Origin of the sequence: Risungbinella massiliensis, from assembly GCF_000942395.1 — a bacterium.
Taxonomy (GTDB): domain Bacteria; phylum Bacillota; class Bacilli; order Thermoactinomycetales; family Thermoactinomycetaceae; genus Risungbinella; species Risungbinella massiliensis.
In genome coordinates this window covers 767,623-783,763 of record NZ_LN812103.1, presented here as the reverse complement: position 1 = coordinate 783,763, position 16,141 = coordinate 767,623, and the positions used below count along the sequence as shown (strand labels likewise).

The window sequence follows — 16,141 nt, the reverse complement described above, 5'->3', positions numbered from 1 at the left end:
ATAACAAAACCTACAGGTAAGCTACGATATGATCCCCTTTTCCTTGTAACAGGTCTTGCTCCACCAATTGCTCTAACCAATGGAGACCATATTGATTCCAAAAAGGAATTACATTATGGACACGTTCTTGGAGTTTTTGATTTGGTTGAAGTGATTGGATGATCTCATCCCAATGTCGAAGGGAAGTTTGATGTTTTTCCCGAATGATCCGATCCGTCTGCTTAGAGAAGTAATCGATTTGTTGCCAATGCTTTTGGAGATTTTTCTCCCCAATTGTCTCTAAATGAGTGCTGATCTCTTCAGACAAATACTGAATCACTGGTTGATACCATGTTGCTAATTTTCCCTTTAACTCTTCGATCATCGCAACCGCTTCAGGTGGCTTTTGCAATCGAAACCATTCTTCCTTTTGATCACTTAGAGAGCCAAACAAATTATCCCACTCAAGTTGAAACTCTTCCCAACGCTTCGCGGAGTTAGGTTCCATCAACGTTATATTAAGACGAGGATAGACAATCGGCATCTGGCAATCCATTTCCTCAAAGGCCGTTCCATAGGCCGCCCAATAAGCAATCTCTCCTGGTCCAGCTACAAAGGCGAGGGTAGGAAAAAGCATCTCCTGCATCAGAGTACGGGTAATAACGTTGGTACTGAGAAGTTCTGGTTGGGCGATTAAGTCTTGATGGGAGTAGAAATTCCCCGTATCACGAGTTCGATACCCTTCCTTTTCCCGAAGTAAAGCTTGGCGTTCTCCGTTTTCCAACACAAAAAAATGAGCCTGATCTGGGTCCATCGTCAATGGAGCAACATATCCCATTTGCTCAATATCGGTAAGAGTCGCAGCAACCCGCTGGGATATTTGCTCCTCTTTCTCCAGTAACTTCTGGAAAAATGGTTTCTCCAATTTCCTTACCTGTTCATCTTGTGAATCGATCAAAATGACTCCATATTTTCCAAATAACTCGAACATAATTTCAGCAAAAAAACAGGTCCAATTATTTGCTTTGGCGGCGGCGGCCTCGATTACCGTAAGCCATTCCGATTTGTATGGGGTATCTGGAAGTTGCCACGCCAACTGGTTGATCCAGTTCTTCATTTCCTCTTGGTGAAGCGTGATATGAGAAATCGGTCGTTTACTCAACGACATTTCCCGTGGATAAGTATGCTTTATCATCGTTCCTTGTGCATTTTGCAGCCAAACATGATCGATCTCTTCTCGATCATGATCCTCTCCCGCAATCCAAAAAACAGGCACCACTGGTCGACCGAGACGTTTTTGCTCTCGTTTCGCCAATTGAATGACAGTAATCGCCTTATATAAGGTAAACAGCGGTCCTGATAAGAGACCAGCTTGTTGCCCACCTATGACAGCCGAAGTACCAGACTGCTCTAAGAGATCCAGATTTTTGGCAATTTCGGGATGACGTGATTCCTGCTGATGATAAGTTCGTAACACCTGAACTAACTCTTTACGGAGATAAGCTTTTTCACGTTGATCTAGTTGCTCCAAACGGACCTCGTAGCTACTATCTGTATAAGGCGCATAAGGAAAAAGCGCTTGAATTTCTGGCTCTTGATGTATGTATGCATCAGCTACTGAAGAAGACTTAGGAGCTGGGATGCTAATCATTTTCATAGATCTCCAAATCCCCTTACTTACTTACATTATTTCATATCACTTACTTAACATAAGTATTTTATAACAAAAAGTCCTACCCTGCTAGAACTCCGGAAAGAAAAACATGCTCCCAAAAATCCCAGGAAACATTTTGCCTGTCATTAATTTAGAAGCTTTTGTACAGTAATCAATCCATTGGATCTAGATCAGACTCGCTCATCTGGACACTATCTTTCCATTGCGTAAATCAATTCCACGATCGCATCCTGTAGTGGTGTACCAATCCCTCGTTGCCTTCCTACTGTTTGCAGATATCCATTTAATGAGTCAATCTCCGTACGACGTCCAAGTTTCAAGTCTTGAAGTAAGGAAGAATGGTTTTGGGCCGTCTTCTGGGCAATCGTTCGAATCTCCTCCAACACTTCCTCATAGGCAAACAAATAACCATTTGCAGTGGCAATTTGAACTACTTCCAAAGTCAATTGTTCGACTAAGCTGCTCCATTTATGATCGAGAAGCTCTCCATTCGATACTTGAAAGATTCCGGTTAACGGGTTGATTACACAATTCACCATCAGTTTTTTCCATATTCTGTGTTGAATATCATCTTCCCATTCGAGATCCAGAGAATACTTCTTTGCCATCTGCTGCAAAAACTTCCAAATGGGGTCCATCCAACTGCCAGAAGTCTCGAATGCTCCGATTCTAGTAGTACCTTTTCCGGTATGTACGACGGAAGTATCATCTATTCTTTTTGCACCTTCCGCAGTAACAGAAACGTATAGTGATCGATTTCCGGAAAGAATTCGTTGTGCTTTCTCCAAATGTCCCAACCCATTTTGCCAGAAAACGATAGGAACTTTTGAAGAAAATAAAGTCTGGCTTAATACCTCTTCTACTGCTGTTTGTTTCACCATTAACCAGACCATGTCGATTTTGTTTTGGTAATCGGAAAAGTGATCCACCACATCTACATGAACTTTTGAATGTAAGGAACTAATACCTGATACCCATATTCCCTGTTGTTCAATCCTCTCTTTTTGTTTGGTTGTATGAGTAAACAGATAAACTTGATTTCCTACCTTTGTCGCACGAGCTGCCCAAAGCATTCCGAGAGAGCCAGCCCCAATAATTGCAAGATTCATATAAAATAACTCCGATTCTATGGAATGAGTTAGTTGTAACACAAAGGAGGTTGTGAAGAAAAGGGGAGATACGGATAGAGGAATTTTCGAACTTTATCCACTTTTTAAATTCAGTGTAATCGCATATCATGGTACACTATTAAACGCTTAACTGGTTTCATCTCTTCTTAGAGTGGTAACCCTATAGAATCTAAACTTTTGGGTTTTATAGGGTTACCATTCTATAAAAAAGAGGAGATGTTTGCATGTTAAAGTTAACTCAAGAAACTCAAGAATTTGTTGGTGCATATGTCGAGATGTTAGGAGAAAAAATTTATACTTTTGAACCTAAAAAAGAAGAAGCAGATATTGTAACTAGGCTCGAGCAATGTAACATTCCAGTATATAATCTTCCATTAGTATTAGAACTAATCGCACAATGGCAACATTTTTACACATGGATAAAATTCCGCATTGAATCTATTAAATTACACAAAAGTCCAGACGATTTTGAGTATGAAGTCAAAGTCATGATTCAAACCTTTGTTGAATGTCGCATGTCTTTAGAACAAGCTCGTCAAACCATTACTGGATCAAAACTCATAGAAGCTAGATATATTGGTCAACTGAATCAAGCTCCTGGCTTCCTATATGATGAGATCAAGCAAAAATTCTTGCAATAAATTTCAGCAGTTAAGCAAAATAGATCAGCATTCCTTTCGGAAGCTGATCTATCTTATTTTTATCCTCTTTCTACTTCTTCATAACTCCTACACTGGGTAGACTGGATGCTTCCTTCTACTAAAATCTAGTTTCTTACCTGCATACACGTTAAATCGTGCAATCAATTCATCTCTCAATTGATCCGGTTCCACAATTCCATCTACAATCAGTTCACTAGCCAGCTTGTAGATCTCTATATCTTCTTGATACTCTTTGCGCTTTTCCATCACAAATTGCGTACGTTCTGGTTCGGCTAGCTCTTGAATTTTATTTCCATATACTGCGTTAACTGCTGCCTCGGGACCCATGACAGCGATCTGGGCACTCGGCAATGCTAAACAACAATCTGGTTCAAATGCAGGGCCAGCCATCGCATACAGTCCAGCTCCATACGCTTTGCGAACAATGACAGAGATCTTTGGAACAGTTGCTTCTGACATAGCAGCAATCATCTTGGCACCATGCCGGATAATTCCTGCTCTCTCGACATGTGTTCCAATCATAAAACCAGGAACATCCGCCAAAAAAAGGAGTGGTATCGAGAAAGCATCACATAAGGTGATAAAACGCGCTGCTTTGTCAGCCGAATGATGAAATAAAACCCCACCTTTATCTTTTGGCTGGTTGGCGATGATGCCGACCGCTTTCCCATCCAATCTGGCTAACCCAGTTATAAGTTCGCCTGCAAATAATTTTTTCACTTCCAAAAACGAATCTTCATCTACAAGCGATTGAATGAGTTCTCTCATGTCAAATGGTTGATTTTGATGGTCAGGGATCAACCCCGAAATGGGCTTTGATCCTTTTGGTGGGAGCTTACCTTCAATTTGGGGAACCATCCCTTGATAATGGGAAGGAAAATAAGATAAGTATTGCTTGGCAATCTGTAACGCTTCTCGTTCATCAGCGGCTAGAAAATCCCCACAACCACTGACAGAACAGTGCATTCTGGCACCACCCATCTCCTCCAGAGTCACTTTCTCGCCTATTACCATCTCTGCCATACGAGGAGAGCCAAGATACATGCTAGCATTTTGGTCGACCATGATCACGACATCGCAAAATGCAGGTATATATGCTCCTCCTGCAGCAGAAGGACCAAATAACAGGCAAATTTGAGGAATCATACCTGATAGTTTCACTTGATTGTAGAAGATACGCCCTGCTCCTCTTCTGCCAGGGAACATCTCTAATTGATCCGTGATCCGTGCTCCAGCAGAATCAACGAGATAGAGTAGAGGCGCTTGTAATTTCTCGGCTGTCTCTTGGATACGAAGAATTTTTTCTACCGTACGCGTTCCCCAGGAACCCGCTTTGACTGTCGCATCATTAGCCATAATACAAACGGTTCGTCCTTCTATCTTCCCCGTTCCCGTAATCACTCCATCTGCTGGCAAGCCTTCTGCTTCCCCGTTAGCAAAAAGCCCGTCTTCAAGAAAAGTACCTTCATCTAATAATTCCTTAAGTCGATCTCTAGCGAACATCTTGTTTTGGGAAGCTAGTTTGTCATGATACTTGGTAGCTCCTCCTGCCAAAATTTTTTCCGTACGTTGAGTCAGTTCCTCGATTACCTCTTTTCTCATAAAACCACTCCTTTTAAAACAAAACTTGCTCTGTTATTGAATTAAAAAAATTCTATCCTTTTGGAACGTAGAGCTTGAAATGTACGAGATGGCAATCGTTTGCCTAGTATTTTTTCTAACATTTCACCCAAATCGACGCACTTTTCCAAATCGACTCCTGTGCGAATACCACTATTCTCTAGAAAATAAACTAGGTCTTCTGTAGCAAGATTACCAGAGGCACCTGGTGCATAAGGACAGCCTCCAAGCCCTCCTATTGAGCTATCAATCGTAGTAATTCCCAGATCGAGAGCAACATGAGTATTGGCAATAGCCATCCCATAGGTATCATGAAAATGTACTGCCAATTGTTCTTTGGAAAAGTTCCCTCCTAACGCTTGGAGAACCTCTTTCACTTTTTGGGGTGTTGCCACACCAATCGTATCCCCCAGTGAAACCTCATATACCCCTATCTTCAATAACTCTTCTACGATTTGCGAAACAGATATCAGAGAGACTTTCCCTTCATAGGGACATCCATAGCATGTGGATAGATAGGCTCTTACTTTCCAACCCTGACGAACAGCAACTGGTACCCACTCCATCAACTCTGTTAGACTCTCTGAAATCGAGCGATTCACGTTTTTACGATTATGGGTTTCACTAGCTGATAAGAATATCGCAATCTCCGAGAGAGCAAACACTTGAGCACGTAGAAATCCTTTATAATTCGGAACGAGCGCTCGGTAACTAGCATCTTCAAAGGAAATACTTTGTAAAAAGGCTTCTGCATCTGCTAGAGCAGGAATCCACTTAGGATGAACAAACGATGTAAGTTCGATCTCCTCAAGCCCTGCTGCTCGAAGCCCTCTCAACATCATCTGTTTTTGCTCCGTTGAAAGAATCACTGCTTCATTTTGCAAACCATCACGTAAGCCTACTTCGACGATCCTGACCTTCATTTCCCCTCTAGGCGAAGCAATACTTCCCCTTCTCCAATAAACTGCCCCTCCGCTACTTCTATTTGGGATACTTGCCCTGTCTGTTCTACTGTTACTGGAATCTCCATCTTCATTGACTCTAGAATCACCACATCTTGTCCGGCTTGTACGGTATCACCCACGCTTACTAACACCTTCCAGACTGTACCTGCCATACTCGCTTTGATCTCGATCAATGCTATTCGCTCCTATTCTAGAAATTTGTTCTTTTAAGATCACTTCGAAAATGGATCAGCTCCAACTATATAGAGTCCAAACTCTGGAAAAGACTTAATCTGTTATTTCGCTTTGGATATCGTTTCTATTATTTTGGTATCATGTTCTCCAGATTGAAAAACAGGGTTTTCTAGTATCTTTTTCAAAAGCGGCATGTTGCTTTTCACTCCCGCAATTTCCCACTTTGCAAAGGATTCGAGTGTAGTGCGAATCGTTTCTTCTCTGTTGGAACCGCTTACAATCCATTTCGCCATCAAGGAGTCATAGAATGGGGTAACTATGCTTCCCGATTCGACCGCACTGTCAAGACGATGAGCTGTTCCTGTAGGAGTCAACCATTTGGTAATCGTTCCTGGTGAAGGGAAAAAAGTGGTTGGGTCTTCAGCGCATATCCGAAACTCCATGGCATGCCCCTGAAACTTGATATCACGTTGAGAAAGCGGGAGTTCTTTCCCTTCAGCAAGTAAAAGCTGCCATTCTACCAGATCGATACCAGTTACTGCTTCAGTCACGGTGTGCTCTACTTGCAATCTGGTGTTCATTTCAAGAAAATAGATCTGATTTTGAGAATCGACTAGAAACTCAACCGTTCCCACATTCTCATAACCAATGGCACTAGCTGCTCGAACAGCAGTCTCTACTAATCGCTCTCTCACTGCTTCTGGTAAATAAGGCGCTGGACTCTCTTCGATTATTTTTTGATGGCGTCGTTGAACGGAACAATCTCGTTCTCCTAAGTGAACTACCTTCCCTGATCGATCCGCTGCGATTTGTACTTCAATATGACGAGCAGATGGTAAATATTTCTCCAAAAAGACAGTGGCATTACCAAACATCACTTTCGCTCGGTCTACTGCTACGGCATAATACTTTATTAACTCTGCTTCAGAATGGCAAGGATACATACCCATGCCACCTCCACCCCCACTTGCTTTCAGGAGGACAGGGTACCCTATTCCCCTCGCTTCTGAAAGCGCTTTCTCTAAAGTGGAGAGAACTTTAGTGCCCGGAACCAGTGGGACACCTACTTCACACATCTTAGCACGGGCAACTGCTTTATCGCCCATCCAAGCTATCACTTCCGGCTTAGGTCCAATCCAAATGAGACCTGCATCCTCTACTTTTTGAGCAAATACACTATTTTCCGATAAGAGACCATAACCGGGATGGATTGCATCTGCCCCTTTTTGTCGTGCAGCCTCAAGGATTCGATCCATCTGAAGATAGCTTTGCTGAACAGGGGATGGACCAATCAGAACAGACTCATCTGCTGCTCGCACGAAAAGTGATTTGCTATCTGCTTCAGAATAAACAGCCACCGTTTGGATTCCTAACTTTTGACAGGTTCGGATAATTCTAAGTGCAATTTCACCGCGATTGGCGATTAAAACTTTTTGCATCCTGTTGGAATCACTCCTTTCCCAAAACAATATAAAACCTATCTATTCTTAATATTAACACTATCAGAACGGAAAACAAATATAGTTTCCTTACTACTCGTTTGAACGGGATAACACAAAAAAGCCTACTATTGATTTATCGTCTAGTCCAAAAGACTATTCAACCTATCAACAGTGGGCTTCTTAAGTTTAGGAATCAGAGTCTTCTAATGTAGGGCTAAGTTGGTTTTCTGTGTTGGAGCGTTTCCGAGAAGGTGGCTCCTCCATCCAAGCCTTTTTGCGAGCTCGTTCCATTATTTGCATCAGCATGCGATAATCATCATTCACACTCTGATAGTCATTCTCCACATGGTCTAGCTGCATTCTCATTTCATAATTTTCTCGTTCCAGACGCTTGCACTCTCTCTCGCGTTCATCTAGCTCTTTTTCTAGTTGTTTTTGCTGGCGTCTCATTTCGTGTACTTCATTCTTATGTTGACGTAAAAAACGAATGATATGATCCAATGAGTAGGTCTGATCCTCCTCTATTCCAGTTGGCATCATATACTCTTCTGAGTATGCAGGAGTAATCGGCTCAGAAAAAACCGTTTGTACACGCATTCTCTCTTTGTTTCGCTTTTGTCTTTGAGTCTTTGCAACCTGGATTGCAGGTTCATATTGCTTTCGTACGGCACTATTCCAACGGAATCCACAAGCAGCTGGGGTTCTCCCTAGACGTTCCGCAACTTCTTCAAATGCCGAAAGTTGCGTCCCTCCTTCACGGATATGCCGTAGTGTCACCTCAGCCAAAATCATATCATCTTCTGGAGTCCAGGCATCTTGACGTTTCGCGGTCACCGGCAAACCTCCTAACCTTCTTCTCTACATCAGCAAGATGTGCTACTATTCCTTACCATCTCTATGCAACAAGTAGGGTTCATAGTATCCATGATTCTTTTAAAATTTATTGCCTAAAGAGAAGTTGGTTATACGAGACTTGTCCTTACTGCTAGATTTTTTCACTCCGAAAATCTTGATTAAGCTCGCTTCCTTGCAATGACAAAGGCGCTCCCTAGATCAAGATTTTCTTCGTCATTTGAAATTGACATCTACTTTCTCTCTTTTTTGGAGAAAAGAAACTGCTCCACTGCCTGGTGATGCTCTGGTCTTTCCCAAAGAACAGCACAACGATCTGCTTCTAATCGGTGAGAATCAAATCGCTTCTGTTTGCTCTGTAAATCTCCGATCTGCTGATACGTTTTTCTAATTAAATCAGGGTGTCCAGCTATCTTGGTTGCTAGCTGTTCGATGCTCGTCCACCAATTTTCTTTAGGCAAAATTCTCTCTACTAATCCCATCTGAAAAGCGGTCTGCGCATCGATAATCTCCCCGCTTAGGAGGAGATATTCCGCTTTTTTCTGGCCTATCTTCTTCATTAGACGACCAGCTCCTCCCCAACCTGTTGTGATGCCTAATCTCTCTTGGATCATTCCAAATCTAGCAGTAGGAGCAGCGATACACCAATCACAACTAGCAACGATCTCGCAACCACCACCTACCGCTACTCCTTCAACCGCCGCTATGGTAAGGGCTGGCATCTCCTCTAGCAAACGAAGAGTTTGACCCATCCTCTCCATCACTGGATAGATCTCCTCACGAGATTGTAGTACATGCAAATCCTGTAAATCTCCACCTGAAGCAAATGCCCTCTGATCGCCCGACAAAACAACTACTTTTACATTTGGATCACGGCTCCACTTGGTTAGTACCAGCTCCAACTCATTCATAGTAGTACGACTAATGGCATTTCGCACTTCAGCTCGATCAAATTGAAGATAAGCAACCCCTTGACTTTCCCTTGTTCGAATCGTTTTCATCTATGAACAACACTCCTATCTGCGCTTGCTCCAATTCCGTCCAGTCTGTATAATGTGTTTGATGGAAAAAAGGGAATATTGCTGGTACTCATACATACCAGAAAATAGAAAGGAGTGGAACCTATGAGCAAAATGTTCCATGTTCTTGGATTCTGGGCTTTAGTTATTGCACTTATGTTTTTAGCTGGACATTTAACAATCCCTGCTATCCTCTTCCTTGTGCAAGCTGCTCTCTTTTTCTTATTCGGGGGGCTTCGCCTAACCGAAAGAACCTATATGTATCTCTTTGGCGCCTATATGTTTGTATCGTTCTGTGGAATGGTTTTTTACTCCAGTTTTATGATGTAGTTTTACAAAGGGAGTCGAACATGACTCCCTTTGCTTATGTTTTGTTTTGATAGGCTTTATACCAATAGTATGGTTGAATCACCTTCAATGGCTGGAATTCCAATCTATCTCCTTGATTAGTCACTCCACACCGTACTTCCTCCCCCCAATAAAACAGTCGTTCTTGGCAAACATCTCCAAGGAGTTAGCACTTGAAAAGGAGCTACTTCGTTCTCTCTGACCACACAGAGTGAGTGTGTTACTTTCTTCTCCCATTTATGCGCTTCACAAATGGCACCCGTCTCCATACAGAGCTCTACTCCCGTTGATGATAAATGAAACTCTTTAAGGTAAAGCTATATGTGTTCATAATCATTCTTGATAGTTCAGGATCTAATGGCTTACCCACTAAGTGATAGGCAATCCCCATAAGGCTTCGTAAATACTCTCCAAAGGCCTTTTCTCCTCATACTATCTCCTAAATATTCATTGTGCACAGTCATGCTACTTCCGAACCGACAACACCTGAAAACTCTCCCCCATCCCATAAAGAAGCTGCTGAATCCGTCTATTTTGCTTATCTTCTTCTCCAAACGGATCACCTGTGGTTGGCACTGCAAGCTCCAGTAAACCTTCTCTTAGAAGATAGCTCGTCTGGCTTTGTAGTTCTGTCTGGGTAAACTGCTGGTCTGTAAGGCTCTCTATAAACGGATCCCACCAAACATGTGTGGTAATGTCTTGTTCACCTGGACGATTTAGATCGATCGGAACCAATTGATGCGCTTGGTAGCCTCGTAGCGTATTGCCTCTAAACTCCCTCGCCATCAATTCTCGCCACGTAATCCCATAGTCGATAAAAATGAGCTCCCCCATCGGAAACCATGCTAGTAGTTCTTGCCACCATTTCCAAGCAGCAAAAGGCACTTCTAGGATTTTTCCTTCTGGTAGATGGTCTAGCCACTTATTAAAAAATAAGGGGAGTTCTTTATTTTCAAATGGCAGATAACATTCCGTTAATTTATCTGATTCCACTTGCACAAACTCTTCTTGTAGTAATCCCTGATATCGACGAATTCGAGTAACCGGAAAAGCATCTAACAATTCATTGGCATAGAGAAAAATAGTCTGATCTCGTGGAATCTCGTCCAACATCTCTACCCAATAGATTGGATACTTAGATTGCTGTAGGCGAGTTTGTTGCACTTGGCGGTGATAACTACTTCTCTCCAGTAAATAGACTCGAATTTGAGTAGATTCTACTTGTTGTCGCACCAATTCCTCCAGCAGAGCTTGCACCAGCCTACCATCCCCTGCCCCTACTTCCACGATGGTAACAGGTAAAGTGTAGTCTCGTACGAGTTTGCGAGCCAAAATCCTACCCCATAGGTCTCCGACATGTGCATTGGTAAAGAAGTCTCCCTCTTTGCCCAATTTGGTCTGTTCTCTAGGATAATATCCCCAGTCTGGATGATAGAGTGCTAATTCCATCCACTCAGAGAAGGGAATCGCCTGAGACAAAGAACGCTCCACCAACCTGATAATTCGTTGATGAAGCGCGATAGTTGCCGATGTGGGTACTACTTGACGGGACCACTCCACTCTAACATGCCACCTTTTAGGTTATATAGTCGAGTAAAGCCTTTATCAGCCAAAATTTGAGCAGCTATCTCACTACGAACCCCACTGCGACAAATCAGTAGAATTGGCTTATCTTGATATTCTACTAGTTCGGTATAGCGATTCACCATCTCCTCATGTGGAATATGGTAGGTTGCAGCTGGTATATGACCCGCCTCATATTCTTCTTCTGTTCTCACATCGACAAAGAGAAAATCCTCTTTTTGCTCTTCGTATTTTTTGCTTAGGTCTCTAGATTCTACCTGTTCCCATGACATACTAAGTCACTCCTTTTCCTTCATTGAATTTAAGATGTAATATTCCAAACGTGCAGGATCAAGTGGTCCTTCTATTCGATCGACAATTACGCCGTTGCGATCTAAGAAAAGCGAACTCGGCAATGGACCGATTTTGTACTGTTTAACCACATCCCGGTCTTGATCCATCCAAATTGGGAAAGTGAGGTTATGCTGTTTGGCGAAAGAATTAACAGCTACTTCTGTCTCCGCAATATTGACCGCAACGATCTCAAATCCTTTTGCTTGATACTTTTGATACATTTGTTGCATCGCAGGCATCTCCGTACGACAGGGCTCACACCAAGTTCCCCAGAAGTTGAGCATAACTGCCTTTCCACGAAGATCAGTAAGTTCTACTTCCTTCCCCGAGACATCGGTTAATGTAAAATTAGGAGCCTCTTCACCTGCAATCGGTTTTCCAGCATTTTCACGATTAAACGATTGATATAGAGCAAAACCGACTAACCCGATCAATACCAAAAATAAAATGCGACGCACCCAGTATCTTGTTCGATTTTTCATCTCTCTCTCCCCTTAGAAGCCTGTAAAACCACCAGTCCATCTCGTCAGCATCGTAATAAGCACCGTCATCTGATCTGTATAAAGTAAGATACCAAATACAATAAGCAAGATCCCACCGATTTTCATCAGTCGCTCAGAATACCGCAAGATCCATTTGGCTCTTCCTACAAAAAAAGCCATCAAAAAGAAGGGAATCGCAAAGCCCAAGATATAAGTGGTCAAATACCAAAATCCACGATCAGGATCATTTGCTGCGATCAATAATACAGAACCCAGAATAGGTCCTAAACAAGGAGTCCAACCGGCTGCGAAACCTATTCCAATAAAAAAGGAGCTAACATAACCAAATCCTTTTTTCGATAAGTCTAATCGCTTTTCTCTCATCAAAAAAGCTGGTTGAAAGATCCCAGTGAGGAACAATCCCATTGCAATTATCAAAATAGCAGACAACATTCGAAGCAAGTCCTGATAATTTTCAAATAACTGTCCAGCTAGACTGAGCGCAAAACCGAGCGCATAAAAAATAATCGAGAATCCAAGCAGGAATAAAGCGGTATGAATCATCACTTTCTTGACAACTGTTTGCGATCGATCATGACCTTGTAACTCTGCTACCGAAACTCCTGTAATATAAGACAAAAAAGAAGGATACAGTGGGAGGCAACAAGGAGAAATAAAAGATAGAACTCCTGCGCCAAATGCTAGCCAAATGGTTACTGATTCCATTGGTTCCTCTCCCATCAAGCTTTCTATATTTCTGCTGCTTACCTGGTTGATTTCTCTAATATTCCAATTAAACTTTCCAGATCCCGCTCGGTCATCTCTCCTGCTTTTTTATAGAGAATTTTCCCCTCCGCAGAAATTCCGATCGTCACTGGAATTGCTCGTACTTTGTAATTTGTCACACTGATCGATTGATAATTTTCATCTGGGGGATCTAACAAAACAGGAAACGTATATCGATGATCTAGGATATATTGATGGACTGTTTCCGCATCATCTTGAGCGGTTACATTGATCATTCGAAAATTGATTTTGCTCTGATACTTTTGGTAGAGAGACTGTAAAAGGGGCATCTCCTTTTGACAAGGACCACACCAAGAAGCCCAAAAGTTAAGTATGGTCGGTTTCCCATTATTATCAGATAGTTTGATCTGTTTCCCATCTAAGGTCGAAAGGGTAAAATCAGGAGCACAGTGATCTTTATAAGGACCCACTTTCCCCTCACACGTCGCCTGTTTTCCAATTGTTAATAGACCTTTCCCTTGCCCCACATTATACCAGACTGTTATAATGACCCCTACCAAAATTAGAACCCCGATCAACCAATTACGTGTCTCTTTCATCGTCTAGACCCTCTTTCTACAAAACTCCAAAAATACAATTACAACGAAAACCCCTACGCAAATTCCAGTAAACACAGAGAACTTGATCTAGGGGTCAGCTTTGTCAAACGAAACGGACGCATTCTGGTCAAGATTCTCAAAGTGATTTTCAAGAATAGATTCTACAAAAACGGATTTTCTTTCTTTTCCGTGCCGATATAGGTGATCTCTCCATGTCCTGGATAAACCAATGTGTCATCAGGCAACACAAAAAAATGATCCCGAATTGTTTTGATCAGTTGTGCATGGTTTCCTCCAGGTAAATCGGTACGACCGATAGAGCGCTCAAACAGAACATCGCCACCAAAGACCATTCCATCCGTAAAGAAGGAGACACTTCCTGGAGAATGCCCAGGAGTATGTATAACCTCAAACGATTTACCTAGCCATGACAAGGTTTCTCCCCCTGTTAAAATTTGCTCAGCTGGCTGGCAAATAGTCTCTGGCACCATCGGAAATAGAGCAGATCCATTTAAACTCGGCTCAGTTAACCAGTCCTGTTCTGCCTGATGTAGATAGACATCGGCTCCAGTAAAAGATCGTACCTCTTCTACTCCTCCAATATGGTCAAAATGTGCATGGGTGAGCAATATAGCTTCTACCTGTAGCTCCAATTGCTTTAATCTGTCTAAGAGAGCTTCTGGATGATGACTAGGATCCATAACAATTGCTTTTTTGGTTTGTTCATCATACAAGAGGTATGCATTGGTCGCCACAAATCCTAAAACAAAACGCTCTACTTTCATGTTTCCCACTCCTTTCCACTGTTTCGAATTGTATCTGAATCGTTTGGACAGACTATCCATAACAACACTAGGTGAAAAGGAGATTCCCCATGAAACGTAAACTAATCATTATTCCCGCTCTCACCTTAGGAATAGCTTCCATGCTAGTCGCTTGTCAACCTGAAAATAAAGCTCCTGCCAATGAATCGGCTCCTGCGCCGAACCAAAATATTCCCCATACGCAGCGTGTAAAACAGACTGCACCTGAGCCAAACGTAAACCGTTCGCCACAAGCAATTGCAGACCATTTATCCAAACTTGCTACTCAGTTTCCCCAAGTTCGAGATGCAACAGTCCTATCCATAGGGAATTACACTGTAGTAGGTCTCGATGTAGATCCTACATTGGATCGTGGCAGAGTTGGGACAGTTAAGTATGCAGTCGCTCAAGCATTAAAAGAAGATCCAAACGGTTCCAACGCTCTTGTTACTGCTGATATGGATTTATACCAACGCCTACGTGAAGCGAACGAAGATCTACAACAAGGTCGCCCTTTAGCAGGTATTTTACACGAACTTGCAGATATTGTAGGGCGGATTATTCCACAACCTTCTAGAGAAGTAAAACCAAATGAACAAACACCTAGCGAACTAGATCAAGAGCGAATCAATCAAACACCTAGAGCAAAGGGGTCCCAGCCCTAATATTGATACGCTAAGAATCGTTCACTCAACAGATGGTGTATACTGATACAAAGGACTAAGGCTATTTGAAAGTATGACTAATGGTCAAATGGAACCAACGTAACGAATTTGATCCTACAGGATGATAGCTCCAAAAAAAGAAAGGGTAACTTATGAAAATTGAATGTATCCTTTGTAATCAAGTATTTGAGCCTGATAAAATGCAAGTAAAAAAAATCGCAAAGCATCCTCACAAAATTCAAATCTGTTCGTCGTGCAAAGAACGTATTACCAAAAAAGTAGAAGAGCGCAGGGAAACGTCTGAACATCCATCAGAGCCAGTCGCTTCCAATCCTAATTATACTTAGGCTCTTGTAAAATATCTTGGAGTAGCTTTTCTGCTAGCTCCTTCGGAAACATTTGTTTTTGCTTCTCGCCGTTTTGCTCGTATTCCACTACGTAGCAAGCGGCTTCTTTATCTTGAGTAGATGTTAGGTTCAAAACTTGGTGATCTTCCTTTAACATTTGTTCGAAAAATGTTGCCGTATCTTTGGCAGATCGATCACTCGGTCTAGCATCCCATACAATTTGAATTTGCAACCAGTTGAAGATTGCATCTTTAATTTGCAAATGAAAAGCCCCTTCCTATATAGGCTTGTTTATGATTTATTTTGCTACACTTTGCTCTTTTTTGCGCAAATAAGAGAGTCGTGCCCTCGTCCCTACGATCAATACTACCGTGATGAACAACGCCGGAATAATAGGAAGCTCCATAAGGTGAAAGATCACGAGCAAAAAGCAACCCAAAGCCAAAAAGACATATACAATTGCCTGTTTGAGTAGCGGCAACGGACGAGCAAACGCAGTCTGATAGATCACTGCAGTCAAAACAAGAATAACGATATATACTACCCAAAAAGGTAAGGACTGAAGCCAGTCCATCATTGAAGCCACCATATTTTTATGCTCCCTTCAATTGTTTGATGTACACAATCTCACTTGCATATTCGTTCTCACTAGTTACTGGTGTTTCTAAAATAATCGGTTGTTTTTGGAACAAAGGTGACGTAAGAAACACCTCCT

The 16,141-nt window shown here is 42.2% G+C and carries 20 protein-coding genes; 4 read left to right on the top strand and 16 right to left on the bottom strand.

From position 1 onward, the window contains the following. Positions 1 to 10: 10 nt before the first annotated feature. Positions 11 to 1,636, bottom strand: a complete 1,626-nt coding sequence (bshC, locus tag VJ09_RS15135) for a bacillithiol biosynthesis cysteine-adding enzyme BshC (protein ID WP_044642465.1) — start codon at positions 1,634 to 1,636, stop codon at positions 11 to 13. 209 nt (positions 1,637 to 1,845) lie between these two features. Beyond that, positions 1,846 to 2,763: a ketopantoate reductase family protein gene (locus VJ09_RS15130; protein WP_044642464.1), complete on the bottom strand. Its 918-nt coding sequence runs from the start codon at positions 2,761 to 2,763 to the stop codon at positions 1,846 to 1,848. Positions 2,764 to 3,008: 245 nt separating this feature from the next. Between VJ09_RS15130 and VJ09_RS15125 the strand changes: the two genes are divergently transcribed. After that, positions 3,009 to 3,425: a hypothetical protein gene (locus tag VJ09_RS15125; RefSeq protein WP_044642463.1), complete on the top strand. Its 417-nt coding sequence runs from the start codon at positions 3,009 to 3,011 to the stop codon at positions 3,423 to 3,425. 87 nt (positions 3,426 to 3,512) lie between these two features. Here VJ09_RS15125 and VJ09_RS15120 read toward each other — a convergent pair whose 3' ends face one another. The 6 genes from VJ09_RS15120 to VJ09_RS15095 all read right to left on the bottom strand — a co-directional run bounded on the left by VJ09_RS15120 (position 3,513) and on the right by VJ09_RS15095 (position 9,500). Continuing rightward, positions 3,513 to 5,048 carry an acyl-CoA carboxylase subunit beta gene (locus VJ09_RS15120; protein WP_044642462.1) on the bottom strand — a complete coding sequence of 512 codons (1,536 nt, stop codon included), beginning with the start codon at positions 5,046 to 5,048 and terminating at the stop codon, positions 3,513 to 3,515. A gap of 41 nt (positions 5,049 to 5,089) precedes the next feature. Continuing rightward, positions 5,090 to 5,989 (bottom strand): hydroxymethylglutaryl-CoA lyase, encoded by a 900-nt coding sequence (locus VJ09_RS15115; RefSeq protein WP_044642461.1) that lies wholly within the window; start codon positions 5,987 to 5,989, stop codon positions 5,090 to 5,092. Next, complete coding sequence (locus VJ09_RS15110; RefSeq protein WP_044642460.1) at positions 5,986 to 6,204, bottom strand: acetyl-CoA carboxylase biotin carboxyl carrier protein subunit; 219 nt, start codon at positions 6,202 to 6,204, stop codon at positions 5,986 to 5,988. The genes VJ09_RS15115 and VJ09_RS15110 overlap by 4 nt, the downstream gene beginning before the upstream one ends. A gap of 102 nt (positions 6,205 to 6,306) precedes the next feature. After that, the gene (locus VJ09_RS15105) at positions 6,307 to 7,644 is read right to left on the bottom strand and encodes an acetyl-CoA carboxylase biotin carboxylase subunit (RefSeq protein ID WP_044642459.1); all 1,338 of its coding nucleotides are present in this window, start codon (positions 7,642 to 7,644) and stop codon (positions 6,307 to 6,309) included. A 189-nt stretch (positions 7,645 to 7,833) separates the two neighbouring features. Continuing rightward, positions 7,834 to 8,481: an RsfA family transcriptional regulator gene (locus VJ09_RS15100; protein WP_044642458.1), complete on the bottom strand. Its 648-nt coding sequence runs from the start codon at positions 8,479 to 8,481 to the stop codon at positions 7,834 to 7,836. A 251-nt stretch (positions 8,482 to 8,732) separates the two neighbouring features. Beyond that, positions 8,733 to 9,500 (bottom strand): enoyl-CoA hydratase/isomerase family protein, encoded by a 768-nt coding sequence (locus tag VJ09_RS15095; protein WP_044642457.1) that lies wholly within the window; start codon positions 9,498 to 9,500, stop codon positions 8,733 to 8,735. Between the two features lie 123 nt (positions 9,501 to 9,623). Here VJ09_RS15095 and VJ09_RS15090 point away from each other — a divergent pair, with 123 nt between their 5' ends. Beyond that, a complete protein-coding gene (locus VJ09_RS15090; protein WP_044642456.1) occupies positions 9,624 to 9,848 on the top strand; it encodes a DUF2626 family protein in 225 nt (74 codons plus the stop codon). Positions 9,849 to 10,331: 483 nt separating this feature from the next. Here the strand turns inward: VJ09_RS15090 and VJ09_RS15080 are convergent, their stop codons facing one another. From VJ09_RS15080 to VJ09_RS15055, 6 genes are all read right to left on the bottom strand, one after another. Next, positions 10,332 to 11,426, bottom strand: a complete 1,095-nt coding sequence (locus VJ09_RS15080) for an SAM-dependent methyltransferase (protein WP_044642455.1) — start codon at positions 11,424 to 11,426, stop codon at positions 10,332 to 10,334. Then, entirely contained in the window at positions 11,405 to 11,722 is a 318-nt protein-coding gene (locus VJ09_RS15075; RefSeq protein WP_044642454.1) for a rhodanese-like domain-containing protein, read from the bottom strand. Before VJ09_RS15075 ends, VJ09_RS15080 begins: the two co-directional genes overlap by 22 nt. Before the next feature lie 6 nt (positions 11,723 to 11,728). Then, the gene (resA, locus tag VJ09_RS15070) at positions 11,729 to 12,265 is read right to left on the bottom strand and encodes a thiol-disulfide oxidoreductase ResA (protein ID WP_044642453.1); all 537 of its coding nucleotides are present in this window, start codon (positions 12,263 to 12,265) and stop codon (positions 11,729 to 11,731) included. Between the two features lie 12 nt (positions 12,266 to 12,277). Further along, the gene (locus VJ09_RS15065; RefSeq protein WP_044642452.1) at positions 12,278 to 12,991 is read right to left on the bottom strand and encodes a cytochrome c biogenesis CcdA family protein; all 714 of its coding nucleotides are present in this window, start codon (positions 12,989 to 12,991) and stop codon (positions 12,278 to 12,280) included. 38 nt (positions 12,992 to 13,029) lie between these two features. Beyond that, a complete protein-coding gene (locus tag VJ09_RS15060) occupies positions 13,030 to 13,611 on the bottom strand; it encodes a TlpA family protein disulfide reductase (protein WP_052807439.1) in 582 nt (193 codons plus the stop codon). Between the two features lie 161 nt (positions 13,612 to 13,772). Continuing rightward, the gene (locus VJ09_RS15055) at positions 13,773 to 14,396 is read right to left on the bottom strand and encodes an MBL fold metallo-hydrolase (RefSeq protein WP_044642451.1); all 624 of its coding nucleotides are present in this window, start codon (positions 14,394 to 14,396) and stop codon (positions 13,773 to 13,775) included. A gap of 89 nt (positions 14,397 to 14,485) precedes the next feature. Between VJ09_RS15055 and VJ09_RS15050 the strand changes: the two genes are divergently transcribed. Together VJ09_RS15050 and VJ09_RS15045 are read left to right on the top strand one after the other, a co-directional pair. Beyond that, positions 14,486 to 15,079: a YhcN/YlaJ family sporulation lipoprotein gene (locus VJ09_RS15050; protein ID WP_044642450.1), complete on the top strand. Its 594-nt coding sequence runs from the start codon at positions 14,486 to 14,488 to the stop codon at positions 15,077 to 15,079. Positions 15,080 to 15,231: 152 nt separating this feature from the next. Continuing rightward, positions 15,232 to 15,426, top strand: a complete 195-nt coding sequence (locus VJ09_RS15045) for a DUF2197 domain-containing protein (RefSeq protein ID WP_044642449.1) — start codon at positions 15,232 to 15,234, stop codon at positions 15,424 to 15,426. On the opposite strand, the gene VJ09_RS15040 is transcribed toward VJ09_RS15045, so the two are convergent. Both VJ09_RS15040 and VJ09_RS15035 read right to left on the bottom strand, forming a co-directional pair. Further along, the gene (locus VJ09_RS15040) at positions 15,413 to 15,688 is read right to left on the bottom strand and encodes a hypothetical protein (protein ID WP_044642448.1); all 276 of its coding nucleotides are present in this window, start codon (positions 15,686 to 15,688) and stop codon (positions 15,413 to 15,415) included. The two genes, VJ09_RS15045 and VJ09_RS15040, sit on opposite strands and share 14 nt — an antisense overlap. Before the next feature lie 36 nt (positions 15,689 to 15,724). Beyond that, a complete protein-coding gene (locus tag VJ09_RS15035) occupies positions 15,725 to 16,015 on the bottom strand; it encodes a YlaH-like family protein (protein ID WP_044642447.1) in 291 nt (96 codons plus the stop codon). Positions 16,016 to 16,141 lie beyond the last annotated feature (126 nt).